Origin of the sequence: Ornithinibacillus bavariensis (assembly GCF_018333235.1) — a bacterium.
Lineage (GTDB): Bacteria > Bacillota > Bacilli > Bacillales > Amphibacillaceae > Ornithinibacillus > Ornithinibacillus bavariensis.
Map to the genome: position 1 here is coordinate 307,045 of NZ_BORP01000003.1, position 21,993 is coordinate 329,037.

Annotated in this window: 23 protein-coding genes and 1 pseudogene; 3 read left to right on the forward strand and 21 right to left on the reverse strand. The window is 34.9% G+C overall.

Translation table 11 applies throughout. The annotated features are described in order from the left end of the window. Positions 1-493: 493 nt before the first annotated feature. The 12 genes from KI338_RS10205 to KI338_RS10260 all read right to left on the reverse strand — a co-directional run bounded on the left by KI338_RS10205 (position 494) and on the right by KI338_RS10260 (position 11,907). Positions 494-1,567 carry a helix-turn-helix transcriptional regulator gene (locus tag KI338_RS10205; RefSeq protein WP_212920899.1) on the reverse strand — a complete coding sequence of 358 codons (1,074 nt, stop codon included), beginning with the start codon at positions 1,565-1,567 and terminating at the stop codon, positions 494-496. 97 nt (positions 1,568-1,664) lie between these two features. Beyond that, positions 1,665-2,282 (reverse strand): class I SAM-dependent methyltransferase, encoded by a 618-nt coding sequence (locus KI338_RS10210; RefSeq protein WP_244853536.1) that lies wholly within the window; start codon positions 2,280-2,282, stop codon positions 1,665-1,667. Between the two features lie 244 nt (positions 2,283-2,526). Further along, positions 2,527-3,249 carry a hypothetical protein gene (locus KI338_RS10215; protein WP_212920900.1) on the reverse strand — a complete coding sequence of 241 codons (723 nt, stop codon included), beginning with the start codon at positions 3,247-3,249 and terminating at the stop codon, positions 2,527-2,529. A 507-nt stretch (positions 3,250-3,756) separates the two neighbouring features. Beyond that, positions 3,757-4,047: an RNA polymerase alpha subunit C-terminal domain-containing protein gene (locus tag KI338_RS10220; RefSeq protein WP_212920901.1), complete on the reverse strand. Its 291-nt coding sequence runs from the start codon at positions 4,045-4,047 to the stop codon at positions 3,757-3,759. Between the two features lie 424 nt (positions 4,048-4,471). Then, on the reverse strand, positions 4,472-5,029 hold the full coding sequence (locus KI338_RS10225; protein ID WP_212920902.1) for a class I SAM-dependent methyltransferase: 558 nt from the start codon (positions 5,027-5,029) through the stop codon (positions 4,472-4,474). Positions 5,030-5,361: 332 nt separating this feature from the next. Continuing rightward, complete coding sequence (locus tag KI338_RS10230) at positions 5,362-5,970, reverse strand: hypothetical protein (RefSeq protein WP_212920903.1); 609 nt, start codon at positions 5,968-5,970, stop codon at positions 5,362-5,364. A gap of 269 nt (positions 5,971-6,239) precedes the next feature. Continuing rightward, on the reverse strand, positions 6,240-6,722 hold the full coding sequence (locus KI338_RS10235) for an NUDIX domain-containing protein (RefSeq protein WP_373306340.1): 483 nt from the start codon (positions 6,720-6,722) through the stop codon (positions 6,240-6,242). 559 nt (positions 6,723-7,281) lie between these two features. Then, positions 7,282-7,605, reverse strand: a complete 324-nt coding sequence (locus KI338_RS10240) for a hypothetical protein (protein ID WP_212920905.1) — start codon at positions 7,603-7,605, stop codon at positions 7,282-7,284. A gap of 359 nt (positions 7,606-7,964) precedes the next feature. Next, a complete protein-coding gene (locus KI338_RS10245) occupies positions 7,965-8,675 on the reverse strand; it encodes a DUF421 domain-containing protein (RefSeq protein WP_212920906.1) in 711 nt (236 codons plus the stop codon). A gap of 857 nt (positions 8,676-9,532) precedes the next feature. After that, positions 9,533-10,372: a CPBP family intramembrane glutamic endopeptidase gene (locus tag KI338_RS10250; protein WP_212920907.1), complete on the reverse strand. Its 840-nt coding sequence runs from the start codon at positions 10,370-10,372 to the stop codon at positions 9,533-9,535. Positions 10,373-10,777: 405 nt separating this feature from the next. Continuing rightward, the gene (locus KI338_RS10255; RefSeq protein ID WP_212920908.1) at positions 10,778-11,188 is read right to left on the reverse strand and encodes a VOC family protein; all 411 of its coding nucleotides are present in this window, start codon (positions 11,186-11,188) and stop codon (positions 10,778-10,780) included. A gap of 398 nt (positions 11,189-11,586) precedes the next feature. Next, positions 11,587-11,907 carry a MazG nucleotide pyrophosphohydrolase domain-containing protein gene (locus tag KI338_RS10260; protein WP_212920909.1) on the reverse strand — a complete coding sequence of 107 codons (321 nt, stop codon included), beginning with the start codon at positions 11,905-11,907 and terminating at the stop codon, positions 11,587-11,589. A gap of 93 nt (positions 11,908-12,000) precedes the next feature. On the opposite strand from KI338_RS10260, the gene KI338_RS10265 reads away from it, so the two are divergent. Continuing rightward, positions 12,001-12,582 carry an LOG family protein gene (locus KI338_RS10265; RefSeq protein WP_212920910.1) on the forward strand — a complete coding sequence of 194 codons (582 nt, stop codon included), beginning with the start codon at positions 12,001-12,003 and terminating at the stop codon, positions 12,580-12,582. A gap of 108 nt (positions 12,583-12,690) precedes the next feature. Here the strand turns inward: KI338_RS10265 and KI338_RS10270 are convergent, their stop codons facing one another. The 6 genes from KI338_RS10270 to KI338_RS10295 form a co-directional block, all read right to left on the reverse strand. Continuing rightward, positions 12,691-13,074: a hypothetical protein gene (locus KI338_RS10270; protein ID WP_212920911.1), complete on the reverse strand. Its 384-nt coding sequence runs from the start codon at positions 13,072-13,074 to the stop codon at positions 12,691-12,693. Positions 13,075-13,301: 227 nt separating this feature from the next. Next, positions 13,302-13,820, reverse strand: coding sequence for a hypothetical protein (locus tag KI338_RS10275; protein WP_212920912.1), 519 nt, complete (start codon positions 13,818-13,820; stop codon positions 13,302-13,304). A gap of 86 nt (positions 13,821-13,906) precedes the next feature. After that, on the reverse strand, positions 13,907-14,476 hold the full coding sequence (locus tag KI338_RS10280) for a dihydrofolate reductase family protein (RefSeq protein WP_212920913.1): 570 nt from the start codon (positions 14,474-14,476) through the stop codon (positions 13,907-13,909). A 273-nt stretch (positions 14,477-14,749) separates the two neighbouring features. Next, positions 14,750-15,226, reverse strand: coding sequence for a GNAT family N-acetyltransferase (locus KI338_RS10285; protein WP_212920914.1), 477 nt, complete (start codon positions 15,224-15,226; stop codon positions 14,750-14,752). Between the two features lie 158 nt (positions 15,227-15,384). Further along, positions 15,385-15,648: a hypothetical protein gene (locus KI338_RS10290; RefSeq protein ID WP_212920915.1), complete on the reverse strand. Its 264-nt coding sequence runs from the start codon at positions 15,646-15,648 to the stop codon at positions 15,385-15,387. A gap of 461 nt (positions 15,649-16,109) precedes the next feature. Next, entirely contained in the window at positions 16,110-16,559 is a 450-nt protein-coding gene (locus KI338_RS10295) for a GNAT family N-acetyltransferase (RefSeq protein ID WP_212920916.1), read from the reverse strand. Between the two features lie 579 nt (positions 16,560-17,138). Here KI338_RS10295 and KI338_RS10300 point away from each other — a divergent pair. Both KI338_RS10300 and KI338_RS10305 read left to right on the forward strand, forming a co-directional pair. After that, entirely contained in the window at positions 17,139-18,881 is a 1,743-nt protein-coding gene (locus KI338_RS10300) for an ABC transporter ATP-binding protein (protein ID WP_212920917.1), read from the forward strand. Between the two features lie 428 nt (positions 18,882-19,309). Next, positions 19,310-20,254, forward strand: a complete 945-nt coding sequence (locus KI338_RS10305) for a M23 family metallopeptidase (protein WP_212920918.1) — start codon at positions 19,310-19,312, stop codon at positions 20,252-20,254. A 291-nt stretch (positions 20,255-20,545) separates the two neighbouring features. On the opposite strand, the gene glxB is transcribed toward KI338_RS10305, so the two are convergent. From glxB to KI338_RS10320, 3 genes and pseudogenes are all read right to left on the reverse strand, one after another. Further along, positions 20,546-20,932, reverse strand: a complete 387-nt coding sequence (gene glxB / locus KI338_RS10310; protein WP_212920919.1) for a methylglyoxalase — start codon at positions 20,930-20,932, stop codon at positions 20,546-20,548. Positions 20,933-21,025: 93 nt separating this feature from the next. Beyond that, a complete protein-coding gene (locus KI338_RS10315; protein ID WP_212920920.1) occupies positions 21,026-21,304 on the reverse strand; it encodes an ArsR/SmtB family transcription factor in 279 nt (92 codons plus the stop codon). A 410-nt stretch (positions 21,305-21,714) separates the two neighbouring features. Further along, positions 21,715-21,981, reverse strand: a pseudogene (locus tag KI338_RS10320) (excinuclease ABC subunit UvrA); the annotation flags it as partial. Between the last annotated feature and the right edge of the window lie 12 nt (positions 21,982-21,993).

The following is a 21,993-nucleotide window of genomic DNA, read 5'->3' on the forward strand; positions in this document are numbered from 1 at the left end:
ATCAGTACAGATCCTAGCAGATTCTTTACTTATTACTATTGTGCACCTCATATTAACTGTAGTGAACCCTAGCTCGTTATCGTAGAATGGTGGATTCTGGTGATGTATGTGAGGACATAACTATTGCTTTCCCATGCTACAGTCAACGGAAAGTGCCATAGTAATTATAAGTATTTTCTTTTTCCGAATATTGTCTAAAAATCTTATTTTTAGGATAGGTCCTAAATCAGCCTTTACCACTTTTATTGGCGTAATAATTGTTTTATCTGTTTATAAAATATAGAAGCAATTCTTAAACTGAGCTGACTTAGTAGAATGAGACAAGAAAAAGTTCCTATACTACCTTTTCCCTAATTTGAAGGGAAAGGTAGATTAATATTTAAAACGGTCGTATATAGTTGTCATAAAAAAAGGACTTCCCTTTACTAAAGGAAAGCCCCTGATTTTTTAAGCACCTTTTCACAGTATTTTGGTCTTTTGTGACTTCTCATTTTCATCTTACTTTATTAATTAACTCTATATATTGTAAATCTCCATAACCGACGGTTGGGAAAAGTTCAAATAACCTCTTGATTAATTCTTTTGTTGATAAATCATTATTATTACTAATATATTTTACCACTTCGTTATCGTCGTGTAGCATTTCTAAATAGATGTTTATTGCTTGATACATAACTGGAATGAGTTCATTAGTTGGTTTCGTGTGATTGATCATTACCTCTTTATATACGGAGTAATAATGACCTAAAGTAAGTTCGGTTTGATTAACTTTAAATTCATCTTCTCTAAAACTATTTAAAAATATCTTCCCCTCATAACCTGACTGTTCAAGATAGGAAAGTATGGTAAGTAGGTTCATTTGACAAAACATATCTTCACCAAACCATAAGACGATACATTCATACTCTTTATTAAAAAGATTGGCTAACGGGGCGATAACCTTTTTAATATATCCCTCTACGGGTTCATGATGACCTGCCGCTCGAATAGTTATAAATTCTTTAGCAAATATTTGTTCTGAAGTCGCATGGACGCACATCGCTTCATTAAATGGCGCATAATCAGAATCACCCATCAATCTGTTATTTTTAAACTCCTCATACATAACTTGGCCATTTAAGATATGTAATACGTCTTTATCAAACTCACTTCGATCACGATGTAGCTTTTCAACCTCAATTTTTTTGGAAATATTCATTTTATACCATTCCCCATTTTTATTAATAGTGAGTTTAACAACTGACTGAACAGGTAATTTGTTAACTTGAAGTTCTTTAGGATTGATGCCAAACACATTTTTAAATGCTCGACTATAGGCTTCCTGTGAAGAATAACCATAATCAAAAGCAATATCGATAATTTTCTTATTGTTTGCCAAGTCCTCCGTAGATAAATACAATCTTCTAAGAAGAATATAGCGCCTAATACTTATACCTGTTACTTGGTGAAATTTAAATGAACAGTAATAAGGAGAATATCCCATATAATTCGATAGTTCATCTAATGAAAACTTATTTTTTAAATTTGCTTCAATCCAATCAATCATAAGCTGTATTTGTTCATTCATTTGCCTCACTCCTACAATAATCATATGAGGAATTCGTTTCTATTTCTTGATATTTCTTGTGTTATACAATTTAACTTTATATAATCGGCAAAAACTCTTACTTTATGCTGTGAAAAATATAAGACTTAGTTTCTACAGTTGCATCTTTAAATTCCCAATCACCATAAACTTGAATTTGTGAAAAACCTACTCGTTGCAATGATTCATAGAGTTCTTCTTGTGTTCGGAATTTTAATTGCATTTTTTCATGAATTAGCACTTCATCTGTACGTGCATTCTTCACCGTTTCATAAAACGTATAAATATCATCTACAAAACCTTCGTATTCTGTCCAGATTTCAAGTGGCTCCCCAGTCGCCTGATTTATCGCAACATCAGGCGTCATATCTTTTTCCCACTGCTCCCACGCTCTTGCTAATGGGTTACGTGTATCAAAGATAAAATGCCCTGCCGGTTTTAATGCCCGATATGCGTCAGATATGACTTGTTGCCAACTTTTATCTGTAAGAAATACTTGTGCAACATTTGCTGTCATTATAACGGTATCAAACGCATTGGTTTGTAAATCTGAGCTATCACCAACAATCCAAGTCACCTCGCCTGGATACTTTTTATTCTTCGCATATTCAATTGCTTCTTCATTCGGGTCAACAGCTGTAATATGATAGCCCGCTTTCGCAAAATGAGTTGTTAATCTTCCGGTTCCACAGCCCAAATCAGCTATTTTTTTTACATTTATTTTTTTTTAATAATGCTAGAAAGAATTCATCGTCTTTGCCCCAGTGATTAATTTGGTCATATACTAAAGGAATCATTTATTTGCCTACTCCCTATATCATACTTGTTATTTTCTTCTACTTTTACCATACCTAAAAACCTACTTTCTTCATTTACCCTCAATTTAACTTAATCCCTATTTCAACAGTCTTGCTCATCATTATTGCATACTATGAAGAGAGCTATTCATTCATCTCTCCTTCCAGTCTTTTATTAATGTCTTCATCCGAATCTACGAAACCATTTTCTGTTAATTCTACAAAAACCATACTATGATATTCATAGCTTTCTAAGGAAGATGGATCTATATTTGCAACTTTCTTTAACTTATCATTCACTTCTTTATATTCATCATCGTTAAATATCCAATACGTTGCTGAAATAGAAGGGCCATTAAACACATCGTAGGATTGTTGAACTATCGTTTTTAATTTCTCTGCTGTAATACTTTTATCATTTTTCATGACAATTTCAACATGTATATAATCTGCATTCGATTTTTGTAGATAGTCTTCTATTGTCATATCTTTCGTGATTTCAATAGGTTGTTCCAAATGGATTCTTATCCAAGAAGATGCATCTAGACCCTCAGCTATAATCGCTTTATTAAAAACGGATGCAAATTTATTCATTAAAAGCATTTCTGGATAATTTTCTACGATGTTTTCCGATTTATCCATCAAGGCAGTAAACATTATATTAGAATCTAATGCTTTCACATAAGTCGTTACTGTATTATTACTTTTCGTACCCCATCGCTCTCCTAAATATTTTACTTCAAAGGACTCGTTGTATTTTTCGGATAAATATTCCTCGATGATATTAGCTGTTTGTTTATTTAAATCGCTGCATCCAAATAAACTTAATATCGAAATCCCCATTACAATAATGCTTACTTTCTTCAATAAATTCCTCATATCCTATGCCTACTTTCATAAAAAATATTTAAACCCTTTTCCACGTATGAGGAGTAAGGTTGGAGAAAATCATATACCCCAGCTCACTAATCTGCCAATTAGTTCAGGGACTTCGTATTCAAAATCTTATATGTATTTTAACATAATTATCCAATTATTAGGTGTTCCCAAACCATTCACTCCGAAAGAAGTCTAAGATAATAAATCAGAATAGTACCCTTATAAAAACCTCTGTTCCTATATTGGAACAGAGGTTGAAAAGATTGTTAAGTTTTCTACTTCTTTACTTTGAAGACTAAGTTAATATTGTATTTCCTATCACATTTTTGAAAGTAAAAGGTTAAGATAGACATCTCTTTATTGAAGCTTTATTGTACATTTACTAACAGAACAGGGACAGTCTTGTAGCTTTTAAAATAAAGTTTAATAAAGGGATACCATTTGCTTTTAGCACTCTACTTCACAATCAATGCTGCAATTGATAGGAAAAAAATGTTATTCTTTAAATGATAAACCATGTTCTTTTAATGAAGTTCTCATAACAGGTATGGAGGCTGGTCCAATACCATGCAATTTTAAGATTTCCTTTTCAGTGTACTTTGAGAGTTTTTGTAACGTATCTATCCCTTGATGGACTAGAGCATTTCTAGCAGGTGAACTTAGTTTTGATAGGAAACCACTTTCAGGTTTATCATCTTTATTACAAGTAGGGCAACTTGGACAATCACTACTTTTGTAATACATATGTCCTTTTTCGCATACCCTTAAGCTTTTCTCTGCTGTCAAAATAACCCCTCCTACTAATTTCTTTATCCATATCCTTCTTATTTACATACATAGTTATACAGTCCGATAAAACTTTGTATTTTCCTATTATCCAAAACCTGCCCCGTTAGAACACTATCTTGAATCTTCCTCTAGTAAAGTATCAATTAGTTAAAGTACATTCTTTCATAAGATTAGCTAACTCGTTTGACAAGAGATTGACCAAACTCATTTTATGTGAAGTTATACAATTTTATAAAAAATACTAATCATTTCATCGATGATCTTAATCAATCGCGACTGATTACCTAAGTTGATTGATCGTGTATTAGCCACCTACTAAATACAAGCAAAATGTTGGCTATGTAAATTAAGCTCCCGTATTTCTTTATCGTCATTAATTATTAGTATTTTGGGCTTCATGAATTAATTCCTTCTTACCTCCTCATAATTTACAATGAAGAATATAAGCCGGGGGTATATTTCTAAATTCTCTGTTCACTGTAATATTTGGGAAATAATTTCTCAAAAAAGGTATTTTAACCTTAGTATATTGAAAAGTCACAAACTCGCCACCTGTTTTTAAAACTTTTAAAGTGTTGGATAATATTTCTTTTGAAACATTCTGTGGTAAACTCGCAAACGGCAGACCAGAAATAATATAATCCACATAAGGAATATTGTATTCTTTTAAATACTGTTCAATATGTTCAGCCGAACCAAAAATAATGATTAAATTTCTAACATTATTGAATTTCTTCTTAAGTACTTGGTAAAACGCTTGATTACTTTCAATTACAACTACCAGCGTTTCTTTATTTCTTCTTTCTAGGATTTTCTCTGTGAAAACACCTGTACCTGGACCATATTCTACAATGTATTTTGTATCTTTATACTTGATTCCCTCCACCATTTTATTACTAAGAAATCCAGAGCTAGGACGTACTGCACCAACCGTTCTTGGATTAAATAAATATTGATAGATAAATGAGCCTTTTTTCATTTATATACTCCTCTGTGTAGATTTATAATCCAATATAAAATCAAAGCCTGTAGAGAAACCCTATTAGAAACTTAAGAATTCATAAGTTTTAAAAGTCTTTCTTATTCACCTAATCTGCCCGGTCCATCTGAGTACTTAATATTCAAAATCTTACACATATAGTAACATAAATATCCAATCCTAACTTAACTATTTTTAGGACGCAGCGAATTTGCGTTAGCAGGATTTTTATAAATAAATCCTGCTATAACTATTAATTTTTGTTCAATTATTGTGATTTGTTCCAGCTTTTATATTAATAGACATTCTGAATATTAAGTACCTACCAGTATCTATTTTTCCAAATACCCCTCTACGACATGGGATTTATAAGCCAAGGAACTAAACATGAAAAGAAGCCAGCATGAAAGTATATATATCAGGGTTAAAAAATATGGCATCATGACTTTATCTCCAAACGTCTCGAAAAGTATGCGTGTTTTTACATAATCACCACCGACCCCAAGAAATGTAATTAAAACTGGAATTACATAGTACATATATGCAATCCATGTTTTTATTTTTTTAATATCTCTATCTTTATCCGGGAAGACAATTGGCACTTCTGTTCGCTGATCAAATCTCGCCAAAAAGTACATACTTATAAATAAACCGACTAACAGCAATTGATAAAAGATCTCTTCCTTCAACACTTTAAGCAATGGGAAAGTGATTAAGAGGAGAGAGGCGTACCATTGATAAGTAATTGTCAACTTATACGCTTTCACCTTATTAGCAGAAAACCTGAAGACTAATACAATTGGCATTAGCAGCATTATGAGGAAAACAGCAAGGGTCCACATGGTGAACGAAGAATCATATGCTGGAGCGAAAACCGCCACCACTGCTGCGAACAGCAGCATTAAATAACTCCATATCATTAATTTAAATGGATTTCCCATTGAGTATGCCTCCAATGCAACGATATGTATAAACAATCAACTTTTTGGTTGTTTTATTCTCTCTTCATATAATAAAAATCAGTTGTGTTATATACGATAGAACAGAGAGTTAAGTTTCAAAGAGTTATCCTGATTATGTTTGGTTATTGATTATTGGTGCCTGGTAATTCCAACAAATGCAAGAGAGCAACGCAGAAATTTGCGTTGCTCTTAAATTATTGCACCATATAGTCTAGGTACATTTCTTCACAATCTCAGTCATATGTTTGTTAATTCTTAACAATGTCCCTTTTTAAATATGTAAAATCAATAAGTTTGTTTTTTAACAATGTAAAATGGAAATCGTATGGACTATCTTCATATAAGACAAAAGGTAGATATTTTGGTATTGCTTCACCTAATCCTAAGTTTTCCTCTGATAAAGCCCAATCTATACTTTTCCAATCCAATATCCCCTCTTTTGTCTTTATCGGGGTTGAATAACTAAAATCAGATGGAACTTCTACAAGATAAAGGTGAAAACCTCCAGCATCATTATTATCTACAGTCCAAGTGACCTGTCCTTTATATATTATTTGGAAATTCCTTATATCTATTGAAGTTTCTTCATTAACCTCTCGAATTACACATTCCAATGGAGTTTCAATACCTTCTATTTTTCCCCCAGTTCCATTCCATAGCCCTTTAGCTGGCTTGGAATTGCGATTTAGTAAAAGTAATTCATTATTCCTCTTAATAATACATAGCGTCATACCTACCACAATATACCACCGTTCTTCCATAACAATATACTGTAATTAATCATTCTGTTGTAACATATCCTTTATTCCATTAACCCGCCCCGTTAGTTGAAGTACTTAATATTCGGAATCCTATATGTATTTTAACATAAAATATCCAATGATTCGTTGTTCCTCAACTAATAACTCTGAAGTATTGTAAGATAATAAATCACAATAAAGTAACCAAATAATAGAACCTCTGTTCCTATTTTAGAACAGAGGTTGAAAAGATTTATCGTTTTCCAATTCTCTCGCTTTGAAATTTATTACTGGTTTGTAAGACTTGTTACATTTTTGAAAGCGGGGTTATAAATAGGCAAAATTGAAATTTACCACTAGAATGGTACTGGACATATACACATCTGTAGGTTTGAAATAAAGGTTGATTAAAAGGGATTTGATACTTTTCGCATACTAAGATTTTTTTATTAAAAATTTTATTATATCTAGGAACTCTTAATTTAACGAAAGCAAAAGTTAGATGGAAAAGAACCCTTTTTACGGAGTAAAATGGTACATTGCAATGACCTTATGGAATAATGTGAGGAGTTTGAAGCGTTTCCCCATCTTCAAGTGTACGAATTCCTCCGGATACTTCATAAGCTGCACCAATTGACACAAGAAAATCTCCTATAATAGCGATTTTTTGTTCTTGGAGAAGCTTTATTATATCTTCTTCGCCTATTTGACTTGATACTGATACAGCCTCTAATATTTGTCCAATTGTCTTAATCCAAACACCGGTCAAAATTTGTCGTTCACCAATTGAATCTGTATCATTCTCAATATTCAAAAGTTCCGTTAATCCTTTAATTTCAATAATCTGACCTATCACTTGAATCCATAGCCCCAACGCAACCTCCTTTTCAAGATCTATTATTTTTTTATTATCGAAATCTCTTCTATTGTTATCTTTTTTTTAGTGTGATCCATTTTTATCAGCTCCAGAACAAAGGTTTTGCTTTATTTTATGCTAATTAAGTTATTCTGTTACCTTCGATCGGTCACCTTAAAACAAGTAGATTATTGCTTTAGTAATTAGACACAACTAATAATTACGAGATGCAGTTCATTTGATGTTCGCGTTAATTTCATTCTTGCAATGACTCAATTCTTTCTTTTTGCTATTCAAACAAGAAAATCCAGCTGTTTAAATTGGAAAACATACAGTTGTTAGCACATGCTCCTATGAAGATAGGAGCATGTGGAAGCTCAGGAGTTGTATAGGAATATGCTTAGATTTTCCTTATCATCTACGGCAGCAAGCAGAATATCTTTGATGGTTATATTTGAATAGGTATCTTGAAGTTTTTTAAGAAGCCATTCTTCATCCCTTCCTATTTGGTGTAACTGCTTATAATTAATTGTTCCCTCTTTTATAACCGTATTTGGATAATAAAAAGGTTTGACTGGCTTGTTAAATGTGGCTGCTGTTAAAGGCAAATGTTCCGTCTTCAGGAAAATGGAAACCTTTCCGCCGTGTTCCCATAAGGCAAGTGCGACTTTTTGGATGTCTTCAATATTTTTCATTCGCAGTTCGGTTTGCAGTTCATCAAGTGAAATCCGGGCCCGCTTCATATTACGGTTATTGATCATTCCATTTTCTATTAATGGTATCGGATCGGTGATAAACCACTTTCTGAAATGTTTTGAATACAAACTTAAGTAAATCCCGATTATATACAAGATTAAAATCACACTCATTGTAATCATCGACCCTTCCAGACCTAATCCTTCATCGGACAGCGGATGGGCAATAATATTTCCAATAATCAGCACAATGACAAAATCGAGAAGTCCTACTTGGGATAGGGAGCGCTGACCCATTAATTTGACAAGTAAGACAAAAAACACAAATCCAACAATTGCCCGAAGCATCCATTGAACAATGGTTAAGGATTCCTGAGAAGTGAAAAATTCCATGATCTGACACACCTTTAAACAGAATTAGAAAAGAAGGCTTATCTTGATCAGCCTGTATTTATTAGATAAGAAAATATTTATTTTAGGCAGAGTTTACTGTTTTAAGTAGTTACATATCCAGGGAGAGCGGGGACTAAAGCTGAAACAAGACTTCCCAAATCTCATGACACGTTATGTGGTTTCGACTGGATCGAAGTTTCTCTGTGTTTCCTTTTCACTCCCGAGCATAAGATTTACTAAATCTTAATAAAGTCAAAATTTATTCATATACTCTCCTACCGGCCAAGGAAGTTTGACTAAAACCGCCACCCTGATCGACAACATCGAAACGCCCACATTTGTGTTCTTTCCTACCTTTGTTTTTCACCATCAATATTGTCGTTTTTCCTTGTAGTAATGACTTTTGAATTAAAATAATCATGGTTTAAGTCGACCTCAATCGCTCTTTTCACAGACATTCGCAATCCCTCATTTTCTTAGTAGTATTATTTTCCAATTTATAGATTTTATTACTATAAATTGGTCCAACGTGCTTTCATATAGTATTTCTTTTATTAAAAGCAGCGACAAGAACAAAGCAATCATATTATGATCACTTTGTTTAACTAATGCACCCTTTACTTAAATAAGGACTACATTAATAGGTCGTTATATTCAACCTCTATCCTTAAAATTCCTTTAATCTTTTATATAATTATCCCTGTTCAAAACAGCTTATTCCACAATCTGGTCCTAAAAAAACACTACCCTTATCTTTTGAAGGGTAGTGACTCCAAAAAGTTATAGTTTTTATTATGCAGCTTATTGGCTGGTTCTAGTACGGTATTGTATTGGACTTAATCCAGCCAATGTTTGAATTACGCTCTTTTCCGTATAAAACGCTTCGAACCTAATATAAAGAGTGAAACTATTATGCCACCAAGCACAAGCATTCCGAATGAGATATACAATCCACCAAGTCCATTTACCGTTTCGTTATAGGTTATAATTGAAGGCCCATCATTCTGCAAGACTACAAACCTGGTTATTTCTAAATATGCCAAATGGAAACCAATAGACGTCCAAAGACTTCTCGTCCAGATACGAACTAACTGCAAGCATATACCATAACATAAGATCAAAATAATATAATCAACGGTAATAGTGTTTCCGGGATTAAGTCCAACGAGAACTTGAAGCTGATTGACTACTAACGGAACAGATAAAAATAATAGTGTTTGAAATAATACAGCTAACCAAGTGGCAAAACGAGAACGTAAGACATCATATAGCAAACCACGTAAAGCTAATTCTTCGGGCAAAGCCTCATACAAAAAGGCAATGATAATGTTGAAAAGTAGCGGAGTAAACCAATAATCGGGATTATGCCATTGTTCAATAACGATCCAACCTTGAGTAGTTGCTATAATGAACCCCAACACAGCCAATGTAGTTGCCAGGAGAATTCCAGTAAAAAAGTGATATGCCCTTTTCCATGAATACACTGGTATTTTCGGTTTTACCCCGGTTATTCGATAAGCATGCCGATACAAATACAAAATAATCGGAACTACCAGTCCACTCATCACTAGACCCTGAATCAATAATTGAGAATTTCTAGATAAGCCAAACTGTTCAGCAACAGTACCAGAAAGAGAACCAAGGAACAGACTGCCGGTTATAGTTACCCATCCGAGTAGAAGAAGTTTCCATTTCATAGTATAATCACTTCCTAATTTTATTCATGTAGTAGTGTGTCTTGAATAAATTCCGTTTCTCGGTTGTAAATCTTAAGCATAAAATACAGAATAGTACCTGAAAAATAGAAGAGTATTCTTCTATTTGATCTTCAAATTGATTCTCATAGCTGTTCAACTTTTCCTCAAGTATATTTCATATACGTTTATCACGAGAAAGGGTTCCTTGAAATTAAATGATAACTTCTTTTATTATTCCTTTTTAAACTACTCGTTAGTTGGAATACTTAGTATTTTGATACAGGCACCCTATAGTTTAAGTGAAAATATTTGCATTTTTTAGAATCATATAAAAAAGACGCCTTCTTACTAAAGAAAAGCGCCCGTTTGGGGAATACCGAAAGTTAAATTGGATGAGAGAAGAATTCAGTCATTAACCATAATATCCCATGCTACACCAAACTTATCTCTAAAATGACCGAAATAATCTCCCCATGGTTGATCTTCAAGCGGATATATTATATGTCCCCCTTCACTTAATGCCGCAAATAACCGGTCAGCTTCTTCTCGTGATTTTGGATTAAGATTTATTGTTACATTTGGGACCAAATCCCAGTGCATTGGTTCCTTCGTATCACTTGCCATTAACATACTTTCACCTAAATCAAGCCCCATATTTAAAATAAGATTTTTTTCTTCATCCGGTAATTCTTTGTCACTTATATCCTGATAGCGTACAATTGGCCCTGCCAAATCAACCTTCAACGCATCTTTATAAAACAACATAGCTTCCTCTGTTTGACCATTAAATTTCAAATACACGTTTACCTTAACCATCGAACATCTCTCCTTCTTTATACTCTTTTATTCTAGCATTTCAATTTCTGTATAACTTCTTCTCGATTGCTCAAATATCTTCCTTTCTTCCATTACATGGCCCGATTGTTGAAAAAAGCTAATTTCGATTGTTCAACTAAACTGCCGTTAGTTGGACTACCCAATATTCTGAATGTTATATGTATTTTAACACAAATATCGCAACTCTTAATTCAAATTTTTCCTCACAATTAACCGTGATAAATTGTAAGTTTTCCAATCACTCTAATGTAACCAAATAAAAAACCCTCTGTTCCTAATTAAGGGCAGAGGGTGAAAAATGTTTCTATCCACTTTATTGAAATTTACCAACTTTCCCTTCAATCAGACGCACCTTATTGTTGAAAAATGCTTCTTTGCTAAGCATTAGAATAACGATCTGATAGTTTCTTTTTGTGCGACTGAAAGACTTCTTCTAAAGGGATATCATACTTGTTGGCAATTACTATTAAATTACCTAGTACATCACCTAACTCTTCGGTTAAATCCTGTTGATGTTCCTCATACGAACCTCTTATTTCATCTGGCCTATCTCTACCAATCTCAAGAGCTCTTATAGCTCGTGCAACCTCGCCTGTTTCTTCAGCAAGAAAGCCAATACGAATGAATATGTCTAGCTCAGACCAGCCCCTACTTTCATAATAATCCTTCACCCATTGCTGAAATTCAGTTACATTCATCCTCATCTGACCTCCAATTCAATACTTAAGTTTAACAAAGAAATGAAAGTTTTGTATAATCTTTAATGGTGTGACTTTCTAGGAGGTGATAAGTTGAAAAGGTTAGCAGTATTTTGTGGTTCGAGTAGCGGAGCATCTGATATATATGTAGAAGGTGCAAAAAAACTTGGTAAAGAACTAGCAAGCCGAAATATTGCACTTGTTTACGGTGGAGCGAGTGTTGGTATTATGGGTGCTGTTGCTGATTCAGTACTGAATGAAGGTGGATACGTAATTGGAGTTATGCCAAGCTTTTTAGATAATAGAGAGATAGCTCATAAAAACTTGTCAGAGCTAATCATCGTAGACTCAATGCATGAAAGAAAAGCGAAAATGGCAGATCTTGCTGATGGATTTATAGCATTACCTGGCGGACCAGGAACGATGGAAGAATTTTTTGAAGTTTTTACATGGGGGCAGTTAGGTTTACATAAAAAGCCTTGTGGCTTACTAAATATAGATAATTACTTTGATTTGTTGATTAATTTCTTTAGCCATATGAATAGAAAAGAATTTCTTCAAGAGAAATACCTATCCATGCTATTGAATGATTCTGAGCCTGCATCTTTAATAGAACAATTTCAAACCTATTCTCCGCCTTCAGTTAAAACCTATATTAAAGCTACTCAAACTTAATCATTTTAGAAAGAAACCATCGTATATTAGATGGTTTCTTGTCGAACTCTCCTACCCCGTTAGTACAATAACCTCTAAAACAAATTGAAGTAAACTCCATATTTTTGATTAATATCCCCAAGCATCAACACGCCAATTATCATTTTTACTATCCCTCCTCAATATCCAATTCCAATCGGATTGAGTTGAGTTTGGTTCGAAACTTCCATCGCCACCCGAAGAATTTACTTTAAAATTAGATAATAAAATCATAGTATTTTCGTCTTTCATACCATTCGAGCTTTCTGAATACCATAATTCCGTAAGCTCACATCCCCTAAACTCCTTAAACTTTTTCTTAACAGCAACTATGGCTTCGTTTATTTCCTCCTCGGAAAACTTAGTCGACTGTTCCAAACTAACCTGAACATTATTCGTCTTTCCGACTTGGGAGTAAAACATAATTGACAGTAAAACTATTAATATACCTACTATAAATATATTCCTCTTCATATTAACCCTCTTTACGTCAGATTGGGGGAAAATTCTACTAACTAGCTCAAATAGCTACACTCGCATTAGGTTTAATGAACTTACTCTAAAACCCTGTTAATTTTTATAGAAAGTGAAATTCTAATTTGATAATAACATAATATTTAGATAATTTAAACCGAGGTAATATTAGCAAACTTTCCCCCTTACATTCCTATGTATTCAACTGTTCTACTGATTCACCTTGTTCAACGAATCCACCCTTTTTTACCTTCTTCGTACATATCCTTGAAGTATTGAAATACATATCTTTTGTAAACTTCCTCCAATTTATCCATAAGTATTGAACCACTGGGGAGTGCTGTCCATGCATGATCAATTTCTTCTTCTAGTGCATTCTTCATTGATAACAGTGCTTCTTTTTCAAATGGTAATTCCTCTATTGTTGGATTAGACAATGCAGTTGTAATGAAATTATATACCTTACTATCTCTACACGCTTCATCTAGAAGATCAACAACTTCACATCCTAATGCTACTAATGCACCTTGTTTTAAGATTTCCATCTGTCTCGGATAAAAATCATCTAACTCTTTGTCAGTAGTAGCAAAGAAAAATCTCTCATATTCAAAATGTTCATAATCAATACCATGACCGAATCCATTATAATCTGTAGTCATATGATAGTACATCCACTGTACTTTGCCGAATTCTATTTGAAACTCCCTATAAGTATTAGCTTGTAATTTGAAATAATTTTGTCCCATCACTTCCACCTCCTAATACAAATAACCGCCCCGTGAAGGGCGGTTTATTAAGCTATCATTCTCTGCTAGCGAAACACTTAGTGCGCCTATTTCTCCACCTCATAGCGGGCCGCAATAATTCCCGAATTGAGCGTTCGGCTGGACAGCAGCTTGAGTCTAATTTTCTCGCCGCCACCGTCGAATACGGATTTTCCGCCACCCAGGACTACTGGACAAATTGTAAATAGGAATTCGTCAATCAGGCCGAGCTTAAGTAGCGTCTTCGCAGCTCCCGGGCTACCGAATATAACGAGATCTTTGCCAGGCTGCTCTTTGAGTGCCTTGATTTCCTCGGTGATATTGTCCTTAATCAGCATCGTATTGTTCCATTCCACCTTGTCCATCGTGCTGGAAATAACGATCTTCTTAACATCCTGCAGCCATTTGGCATGCTCCTTATCGTGCCTCGATGCATTTGGATTGTCCAGCTCCGTGGGCCAGTAGCTCTCCATCATGCGATACGTCGCGCGTCCGTAAACGGGTGATCCGACTTCGGCTACGACCTCCTCCGCGTATTTCTCTAATTCCTCGTCGTACGGAATCCAATCGAGTCCTCCGTTCGAATCCGACGCATACCCATCCAGCGACACATGCATGAACAATACGAGTTTTCTCATGTCCGTTTCTCCTCCTATTTTTCCAACAGATTCAAGTTAGTTTTTAATAAAAAAGATTAATCACTTTCTACCTATTTTGTTCAACAATCGCTCCCAACTGCCTAAGAATGACGCTATTTATAAAGATACCAAAAGTGGTTTTTACAGTCTGTCATTCAGTAAAGATAGCGGGATTTTCCAGGGGTGGAACTTAAACCTATGTCGTGCTCCTCCTTTCGTATTCCTTCAGGTACGTTCTCACAAATGTATAAAGAAAACTATGAGTCTTTTTTATCAGTATCGAAGAGTGAAGATAAATTCTTCAATCTCCTCATTTCGTGCATTTGCAAATCCTTTATCTTCTCCGGTTAACTGAAATCCACATTTTTCAAGAACCCGTCTCGATCCGATATTATCTTTTGCAGCACGAGCGTATAAAGGACGTATTGTTTCTAAAGACAGAAATTGCTTAAGTGCATCCGTTGCAATACCTTTTCCCCAATGTTCACGGTCTACCCAGTAAGTTACTTCACGCTCTGCAAACATTTCAAAGCTGGAGATATGACCCACGACCTTATTTTCTAATATAATAGCCTGCTTGATAATGGTGTCATCAGTTAATATACGGTTCCAATGCTGACAAAATTGAACCCAGTTTGTTGGATCTTTTGACGTGAAAGCTGCCATCTGATTGGCAATGTCATCTTTCTGATGTTCAAAGAATACAGGTAGATCACCAGATTTGATATCTCTAAGTATTACTTTATTCATAGTGGCCTCCTTTGGTATTTCTATAAGCTAATCATCCCCGTTAGTTCAATAAGTTCAACAAAAAGTGTTTCATGCCTACTTGGCCCAACGCACCCATTACTTTAAGTTATAACTATTCCACAATCTAGATTCCTTTTCAAACCAAGTGTAAGATTACCCTAAATACGATTAAACAAATAAGTATCATAAGTGCATTTTGGAAGTGGGGTCTTTTTATCCGTTCTTCTTGTTCTGGAAGCCATTATACTGGCTAATAATAAAAAGGTTGCTATTAAAAACGCTATTACACCAACAGGTCTTACAATGATAGTCAAAAACGGGATCGTTATACCGTTTGCATCTAAATAAAAATAGGTTGAAATTGGAACGGCACCAATAACAAAAAATATAATCGCCAACCACCTTGCTGTTGAATACTTCATTCATTTTCCGCCTTAAATATGTTATCCACAATTTATACTCTCATCTAGCTATACCTAACGGGTTCTTGTCACTACAACAATTTAAGCTAATATGCTATCATTCATTTTCGGTTAAATAGTTCATAGCAGTCACCCGTACCAATTCAATACTATCATAATATTCTAAACAATATTCATAAAAGATATCGAACTTTGTATTAAATGATCAATCATATTAATAATACTACAAAAACAGATGCTCTCATTATGTTGATTTTCCAAATATAAAAGAGCCTGCTTTTAAAAAAAGATTGATAAAAACAGGCTCTTTAAATATTTCACGGGGACGAATTTTATAAAAAGTTTAATCATTTTCTTCCTGTGTTACTAATCTGGATTATTCTACCTTTACGATATGGTGTTCTAATTTAATTGCTTACATCGCTCTTACTCCAGACTATCAACAGATTTAGGCCACTATGTTAAAGATGAAACGAAAACTGTACCGTCTCTGATTCATCCCCTCCAATTTTATTGTAGAATTCAAGAGCATGTTGATCTTCCACATCAGCTTGAACAAATAATTCCTTTATATCTTTTGATCTGCAATAATCCATTAATTCTCCAACTAAATTACTTCCAATTCCCCGACGTTGATAGTTCTTATCGACCGCCAAGTCATATAAATACATTGAAGAACCCTCCTGGTCATACATCAGTAATTCGTAACCAGTTAAACCACCAACAACTTCATCACCAATAAAAGCAACAAAACAAATAAAATCGGGTTTAGCTATAAGACTTCTTATGTTCTTATCGTTTACGTAGTTCAAATCTGGTGACTCAAATTCTTTGTTAAACAATAATACTAATTTAGAAAAACTACTTTCATCACCGATTGCCAGTTTTCTATATTCGACTACTTTTTCCACTCAATTTTCCCTCCGATCTAATCAGGTGTATATATCGTTGATTTTTTCAACAACTGTTCTGCCCCATTAATTGGAGTACTTAATATTCAGAATCCTATATATATTTTAACATAAATATCCAATTCTTAGCTGTTCCTCAAAAAATAACCCAGATAAACTGTAAGATTTTCAATCACCCTAAAGTAACCACAATAAACCCTCTGATCCTATTTAAGGGCATAGGGTGAAAAAATGTTCCTATCCACTTTTTTGAAATTTACCAACTATTATGTTACTGGACATCATGTTTCATCAAAAAATAGTTCTATACTCTGTCACCTTAATTTACCGAACTTGTAACAAAAACTGCTTGTTCAACTAAAGCACCCTTTCGTTTAAGCACAACCTTTCGTAAACAACCTATTTACAACCTTCTGAAAACAATATACAATTTGATTATCTAAAACAAGGAGGTAATTTACATGAGAAACATGACAAAAAAAGCCGTATTAACATATAAGGGTGGAGCATTATCTTAAAATATAAACGGTGACTCCCCTTATATGTGTTTAAATAAAACACACAAAAAAGGGGTAAATAATGAGTTTTCCAATCAAAAAATTTTTCTCATATTATAAACCATATTTAGGGTTATTTCTTTTGGTGTTGGCATGTGCTTTTATTACATCAATAGTTGATTTGGTTTTCCCGTTACTCGTTAGATTTATTACGAAAGATGTTCTCGAAGAAGACCTAACTATTGCTCTAAGTAAAGTATATTGGATTGGCGGGCTAATGCTCTTATTAGTCGTGATCAAGAATATTGGGAACTTCTTTGTGGACTACAAGGGTCATGAAGTTGGTGCTCGTATGGAAAGTGATTTGCGCAAGGAGCTTTTTGCTCATATGCAAAAGCTTTCTTTTAGCTTTTATGATAAAGAAAAAACTGGTCAGCTCATGTCAAGATTAACAAATGATCTTTTACTACTTTCTGAGTTGTATCATCACGGTCCAGAAGACTACCTTAAATATTCGGTTCGGTTAATTGGAGCATTTATCATTTTGTTTTTTATAAATGCACCATTAACGATTGCAGTATTCTGTTTTTTACCATTCTTAGTTATCTTCGGGTTATATTTTAATAAGATATTGAACAAAGCTTATACAAGAAACAAAGAGCGAATTGCAGACATAAACGGACAAGTGGAGGATAGTCTATCAGGAGTACGAGTAGTAAAAGCCTTTGCCAACGAGCATTTAGAGATTAAGAAGTTTAACATAGAAAATAATCGCTTCCTAGATAGTAGAAAGAAAACGTATAAGGCTGAAGCATACTTTTATAATTGTTTTGAAACAATTATCCAATTGATTACAATTACCGTGATTATCTTTGGGAGTGCCAGTATCGTTAGTTACAAGCTTGATTTGGCGGATTTAATTACTTTTTTATTGTATATCGGTTATCTAATTGAACCTATTCAAAAGCTCATCCATATGAGCACTCAGTTTCAGGAAGGAATTACAGGCTTCCAGCGTTTTATGGAAATCATGAATAAGAAACCGACAATTGAGAATAAGCGTAATGCCATAACGTTGACAGAGGTACACGGTGAAATTGAGTTCAGGCAAGTTTCCTTTCGTTACGAAGAGCAATTGAATGATATCTTGGTAAAATTGTCTCTTCATGTAAAACCTGGAGAGTACATTGCATTAGTTGGTCCATCTGGTGTAGGAAAAACTACTTTGTGTTCGCTTATTCCTCGCTTTTATGATGTATCAGATGGGGAAGTATTACTAGATGGGATAAACGTTCGTGATATCAATCTTCAATCATTAAGAAGCATAGTAGGTATTGTACAGCAGGATGTTTATATTTTTGCAGGGACGGTAATGGAAAATATCCGCTACGGGAATCCAACTGCAAGTGATGAAGAAGTTTTTACTGCAGCAAAGAAAGCAAATGCGCATGAATTTATCATGAGCTTGCCCAACGGCTATCAATCCGAAATCGGGCAACGAGGTGTCAGACTGTCTGGAGGACAGAAGCAACGACTCAGTATTGCTCGTGTATTTTTAAAGAATCCACCAATTCTTATTTTAGATGAGGCGACGAGTGCATTAGATAACGAGAGTGAAAATTTTATCAAACAATCACTAGAATCATTAGCAAAAGGACGTACAACCATCGTGATTGCCCATCGTCTTTCAACAATCCGAAATGCCGGAAAAATCATCGTACTAACAGAAGACGGTATTGTTGAACAAGGTACCCATGAAGCTTTACTTGCACAAGATGGGGTATATGCACATCTGTATTCCAAGCAATTTAAAATAAAAGTATAAGTTTTTCTAAACAGAAAACGGACCACTTCATAACAAAAGGGGTGGTCTGTTTTTTTATTCGCTTGAAGGATTCCAAAGCAAATTACTACTGGAATCTTCCACTAAACTGCCCCTTAGTTGAGGTACTTAATATTCTAATTTTTATATGTATTTGGGGGGCGAAGTTAACTCCCGAAAATTGTTACTAATGCCTCAAGCCTTTTAAACTAATTACCTGATTTTTTTGAAGATGTTTCCATTTGGTAGTAATAATGATTGATTTTTCAGAAAATAGGAGGATTTTTTTGATTTTAGATAGAACATTTCTATTAGCTTTGTTTCTATGAAAAGTAATCGCTCTTCAAAGTGGTTTGAGGAATTTTCATTTTATTTACTAACAAAAGTTATCAGGGAACAAGGCTATAAACCAAATGGGGAGGAATTTGAAAATGATTAGATTTAGGAAGACATTAATGGTGTTACTTACTATTTTACTAGTTATACCAACATTTAGTTTAAAGCCTGAGGAAGCAAGCGCAGCAGCTACATTTATTCGACCATCAGAAGGGACTGTAACATCTGGCTTTGGTCCGCGTTGGGGATCCATGCATTATGGAGTAGATATTGCTAAAAGTGGGACAGTTCCAGTCGTAGCATCGGCTCCAGGTACGGTTATATTTGCTGGTCAAGCAGGGACGTATGGAAATGTAGTATATGTTCGTCACCAGATTAATGGTGTATCTTATGTAACGGTTTATGCACATTTGAGGTCGATTAGTGTTCGTGTAAATGATGTGGTTTCACAAGGGCAACGATTAGGCTATATGGGGGAGACCGGAAATGCTCAAGGACAGCATGTACATTTTGAATTACATAAGGGAACATCAACATGGAACAGGGCGTATGCTGTTGACCCAATGGATTACTTTGACAAGAATATCGTACCAGTTGAGGAGGGATCTTTTAGGCTGTTAACAGGAACGTTTTCAACGGTAGCTTCCCAGCAAGAAGCAGCGGAACGTCTGCGTCAAGCAACGGGATGGACGGTTTATACTGTAAATGAGAACGGATTACGTTTAAAAACTGGAACATTTACAACTAGAGCTTCAGTGGAAGCCGGTCAACGATTAATCACACAACAATTCGGTTGGGTTTCCTACATCAAACAGGAGTACTTCCGTTTATTAACGGGCACCTTTAATTCAACAGCAGAACAAAATGCGGCATATGAAAGACTTAGAAATGACACTGGCTGGACAGTTTACAAAGTAAACGAGAATGGATTGCGATTGAAGACTGGTACGTTTAAAACAAGAACAGCAGTTGAACAGGCCCAACAGCTCGTGACAAATGATTATGGGTGGATAACTTATATCCAAGTAGAAGAACAATAGAAAAAACCCTAGCTAAATCTTTAGAATGAAATGGACTGCATATTTCATGCGGTTTTGTCTAAGAAATTAGTTGAGAAGATGGATGCGGAGTTAAGGGATGGATGGTTTATTCTACATATCTACCTTCCCATTCCACGGGTTCAAACACAAAAACGTCAGAGCATCATAAACGATAAAAGGACTTCAAGGTAGAAGTCCTTTTATCCTATTCAATAGTTAATTCAATTTTAAACTTAATAAGTATATCTATTTTATCTGCATGAAATAACATTAGGGAGTGCTTGAAGTTTATTATTGTTGCTCTATTATCTGTATAAGGTTTCCACATGTATCGTCAAATACAGCTATAGTGATATCACCCGTTTTGGTCGGTTTCATAGTAAACCTTACGCCTTGGTTAATTAATCGTTGATATTCTTCTTGAATATCAGGAACGCCAAACATAGTTACCGGGATACCATCGGCAAATAATTTCTTTTGGTATTCCTTAGCAGCAGGATGTTCATTCGGTTCGAGTAAAAGTTCAGTACCTTCCTGAGCTTCTGGAGAAACAACCGTTATCCACCGATATGCGCCTGAGGGAACGTCATGTTTTTTAACAAATCCTAACGTATTGGTATAAAAATCTAGTGCTTTGTCTTGATCTTGAACGAAAATACTGGTAACAATGATATTCATTATAACTAATCTCCTTCTTTTTTTGGTTATAGGTGCTTATTCTAACGGTTTATAGCAAAACAAAGAAAAAATGTTACGGCCTGGAGCTTACTATTACTCTACCCATCCCTTCAATAAATTTTTCAGTGGTTCGTTGTTAAATATAAGTACTCGATATTTTCCTTTTCGCTTTGACATTACGAGTCCTGCATCTTCTAATGTCGTTAGATGTTTTGAAATCGCTTGACGAGAGATGGAAAGGCCATGCTTCATTATGAGACGTACAGTAAGCTCATACAATGTCAATTCATTGCGTTCAGATAGTTCATCTAATATTAGTCGCCGAGTTGAATCAGCAAGTGCTTTGAAAATAGTGTCTTTTTCCAAATTCATATACCGATTATACGCAACCCTTAGGTTGCTTGTCAACTTTATGCAACTGTTTGGTTGCATAAAGAGTTCGTATTGAATGTAGCTATAAATAATGATAAAAAGCAGTCAAACAGTAAAGGAGCTTGGTTTATTTTCCAAGCTCCTCTTCCATCAATATCCTACCTATATTGATTAGTGAAAGTAGATATGCGCTAAACCTCAGATCGGCCAATTTCAAAAAAATGTTTTTAGGGACCGTTGCAAGTCTCCCGTCAGGAAGGCTCTCCATGGCCAGTTTGATACGTTGACATTCCCCGCCCGACAAAGTGCTCAGAGGCTGGCCCAGTGTTATGTATCCGAGTCCCACATCCTCAAGCGACTGCATTATACGGAGCAAATTCCTTCCCACTGAAGAATGTCGAAGCTTCCCGTACCGTCATAGCGAGTACGTCGCTGATGGAATCGGCATCCGGTTGGTTAAACCGGGGCAGCCGATTGCGGATGAATGCGGTAAAAGTCTCATTAAGCTGCCTCTGCGCTTCTGCACTTACAGTGTCGAACACCAAGGAAGATTTTCCCGAGCCCGAGACGCCGGTGAAGATTGTGATTTTTCGCTTCGGTATACGGACATTTACATTTTTCAGGTTATTCTCGCGAGCTCCTCTGATTATGATATCTTCAATGTTCATAGACTCCACCTCGTATTTCCA

Excerpts from the sequence above, each read along its gene's own strand:
- KI338_RS10225 (WP_212920902.1), bottom strand. The coding sequence starts at position 5,029 with ATGAAAAAAGGCTCATTTATCTATCAATATTTATTTAATCCAAGAACG.
- KI338_RS10315 (WP_212920920.1), bottom strand. The coding sequence starts at position 21,304 with ATGAATTTGGAAAAAGACACTATTTTCAAAGCACTTGCTGATTCAACT.
- KI338_RS10245 (WP_212920906.1), bottom strand. The coding sequence starts at position 8,675 with ATGGAATTTTTCACTTCTCAGGAATCCTTAACCATTGTTCAATGGATG.
- KI338_RS10305 (WP_212920918.1), top strand. The coding sequence starts at position 19,310 with ATGATTAGATTTAGGAAGACATTAATGGTGTTACTTACTATTTTACTA.
- KI338_RS10275 (WP_212920912.1), bottom strand. The coding sequence starts at position 13,820 with ATGGGACAAAATTATTTCAAATTACAAGCTAATACTTATAGGGAGTTT.
- KI338_RS10290 (WP_212920915.1), bottom strand. The coding sequence starts at position 15,648 with ATGAAGTATTCAACAGCAAGGTGGTTGGCGATTATATTTTTTGTTATT.
- KI338_RS10260 (WP_212920909.1), bottom strand. The coding sequence starts at position 11,907 with ATGAATGTAACTGAATTTCAGCAATGGGTGAAGGATTATTATGAAAGT.
- KI338_RS10285 (WP_212920914.1), bottom strand. The coding sequence starts at position 15,226 with ATGAATAAAGTAATACTTAGAGATATCAAATCTGGTGATCTACCTGTA.
- KI338_RS10235 (WP_373306340.1), bottom strand. The coding sequence starts at position 6,722 with ATGACGCTATGTATTATTAAGAGGAATAATGAATTACTTTTACTAAAT.
- KI338_RS10250 (WP_212920907.1), bottom strand. The coding sequence starts at position 10,372 with ATGAAATGGAAACTTCTTCTACTCGGATGGGTAACTATAACCGGCAGT.
- KI338_RS10230 (WP_212920903.1), bottom strand. The coding sequence starts at position 5,970 with ATGGGAAATCCATTTAAATTAATGATATGGAGTTATTTAATGCTGCTG.
- KI338_RS10270 (WP_212920911.1), bottom strand. The coding sequence starts at position 13,074 with ATGAAGAGGAATATATTTATAGTAGGTATATTAATAGTTTTACTGTCA.
- KI338_RS10205 (WP_212920899.1), bottom strand. The coding sequence starts at position 1,567 with ATGAATGAACAAATACAGCTTATGATTGATTGGATTGAAGCAAATTTA.
- KI338_RS10255 (WP_212920908.1), bottom strand. The coding sequence starts at position 11,188 with ATGGTTAAGGTAAACGTGTATTTGAAATTTAATGGTCAAACAGAGGAA.
- glxB (WP_212920919.1), bottom strand. The coding sequence starts at position 20,932 with ATGAATATCATTGTTACCAGTATTTTCGTTCAAGATCAAGACAAAGCA.
- KI338_RS10300 (WP_212920917.1), top strand. The coding sequence starts at position 17,139 with ATGAGTTTTCCAATCAAAAAATTTTTCTCATATTATAAACCATATTTA.
- KI338_RS10280 (WP_212920913.1), bottom strand. The coding sequence starts at position 14,476 with ATGAGAAAACTCGTATTGTTCATGCATGTGTCGCTGGATGGGTATGCG.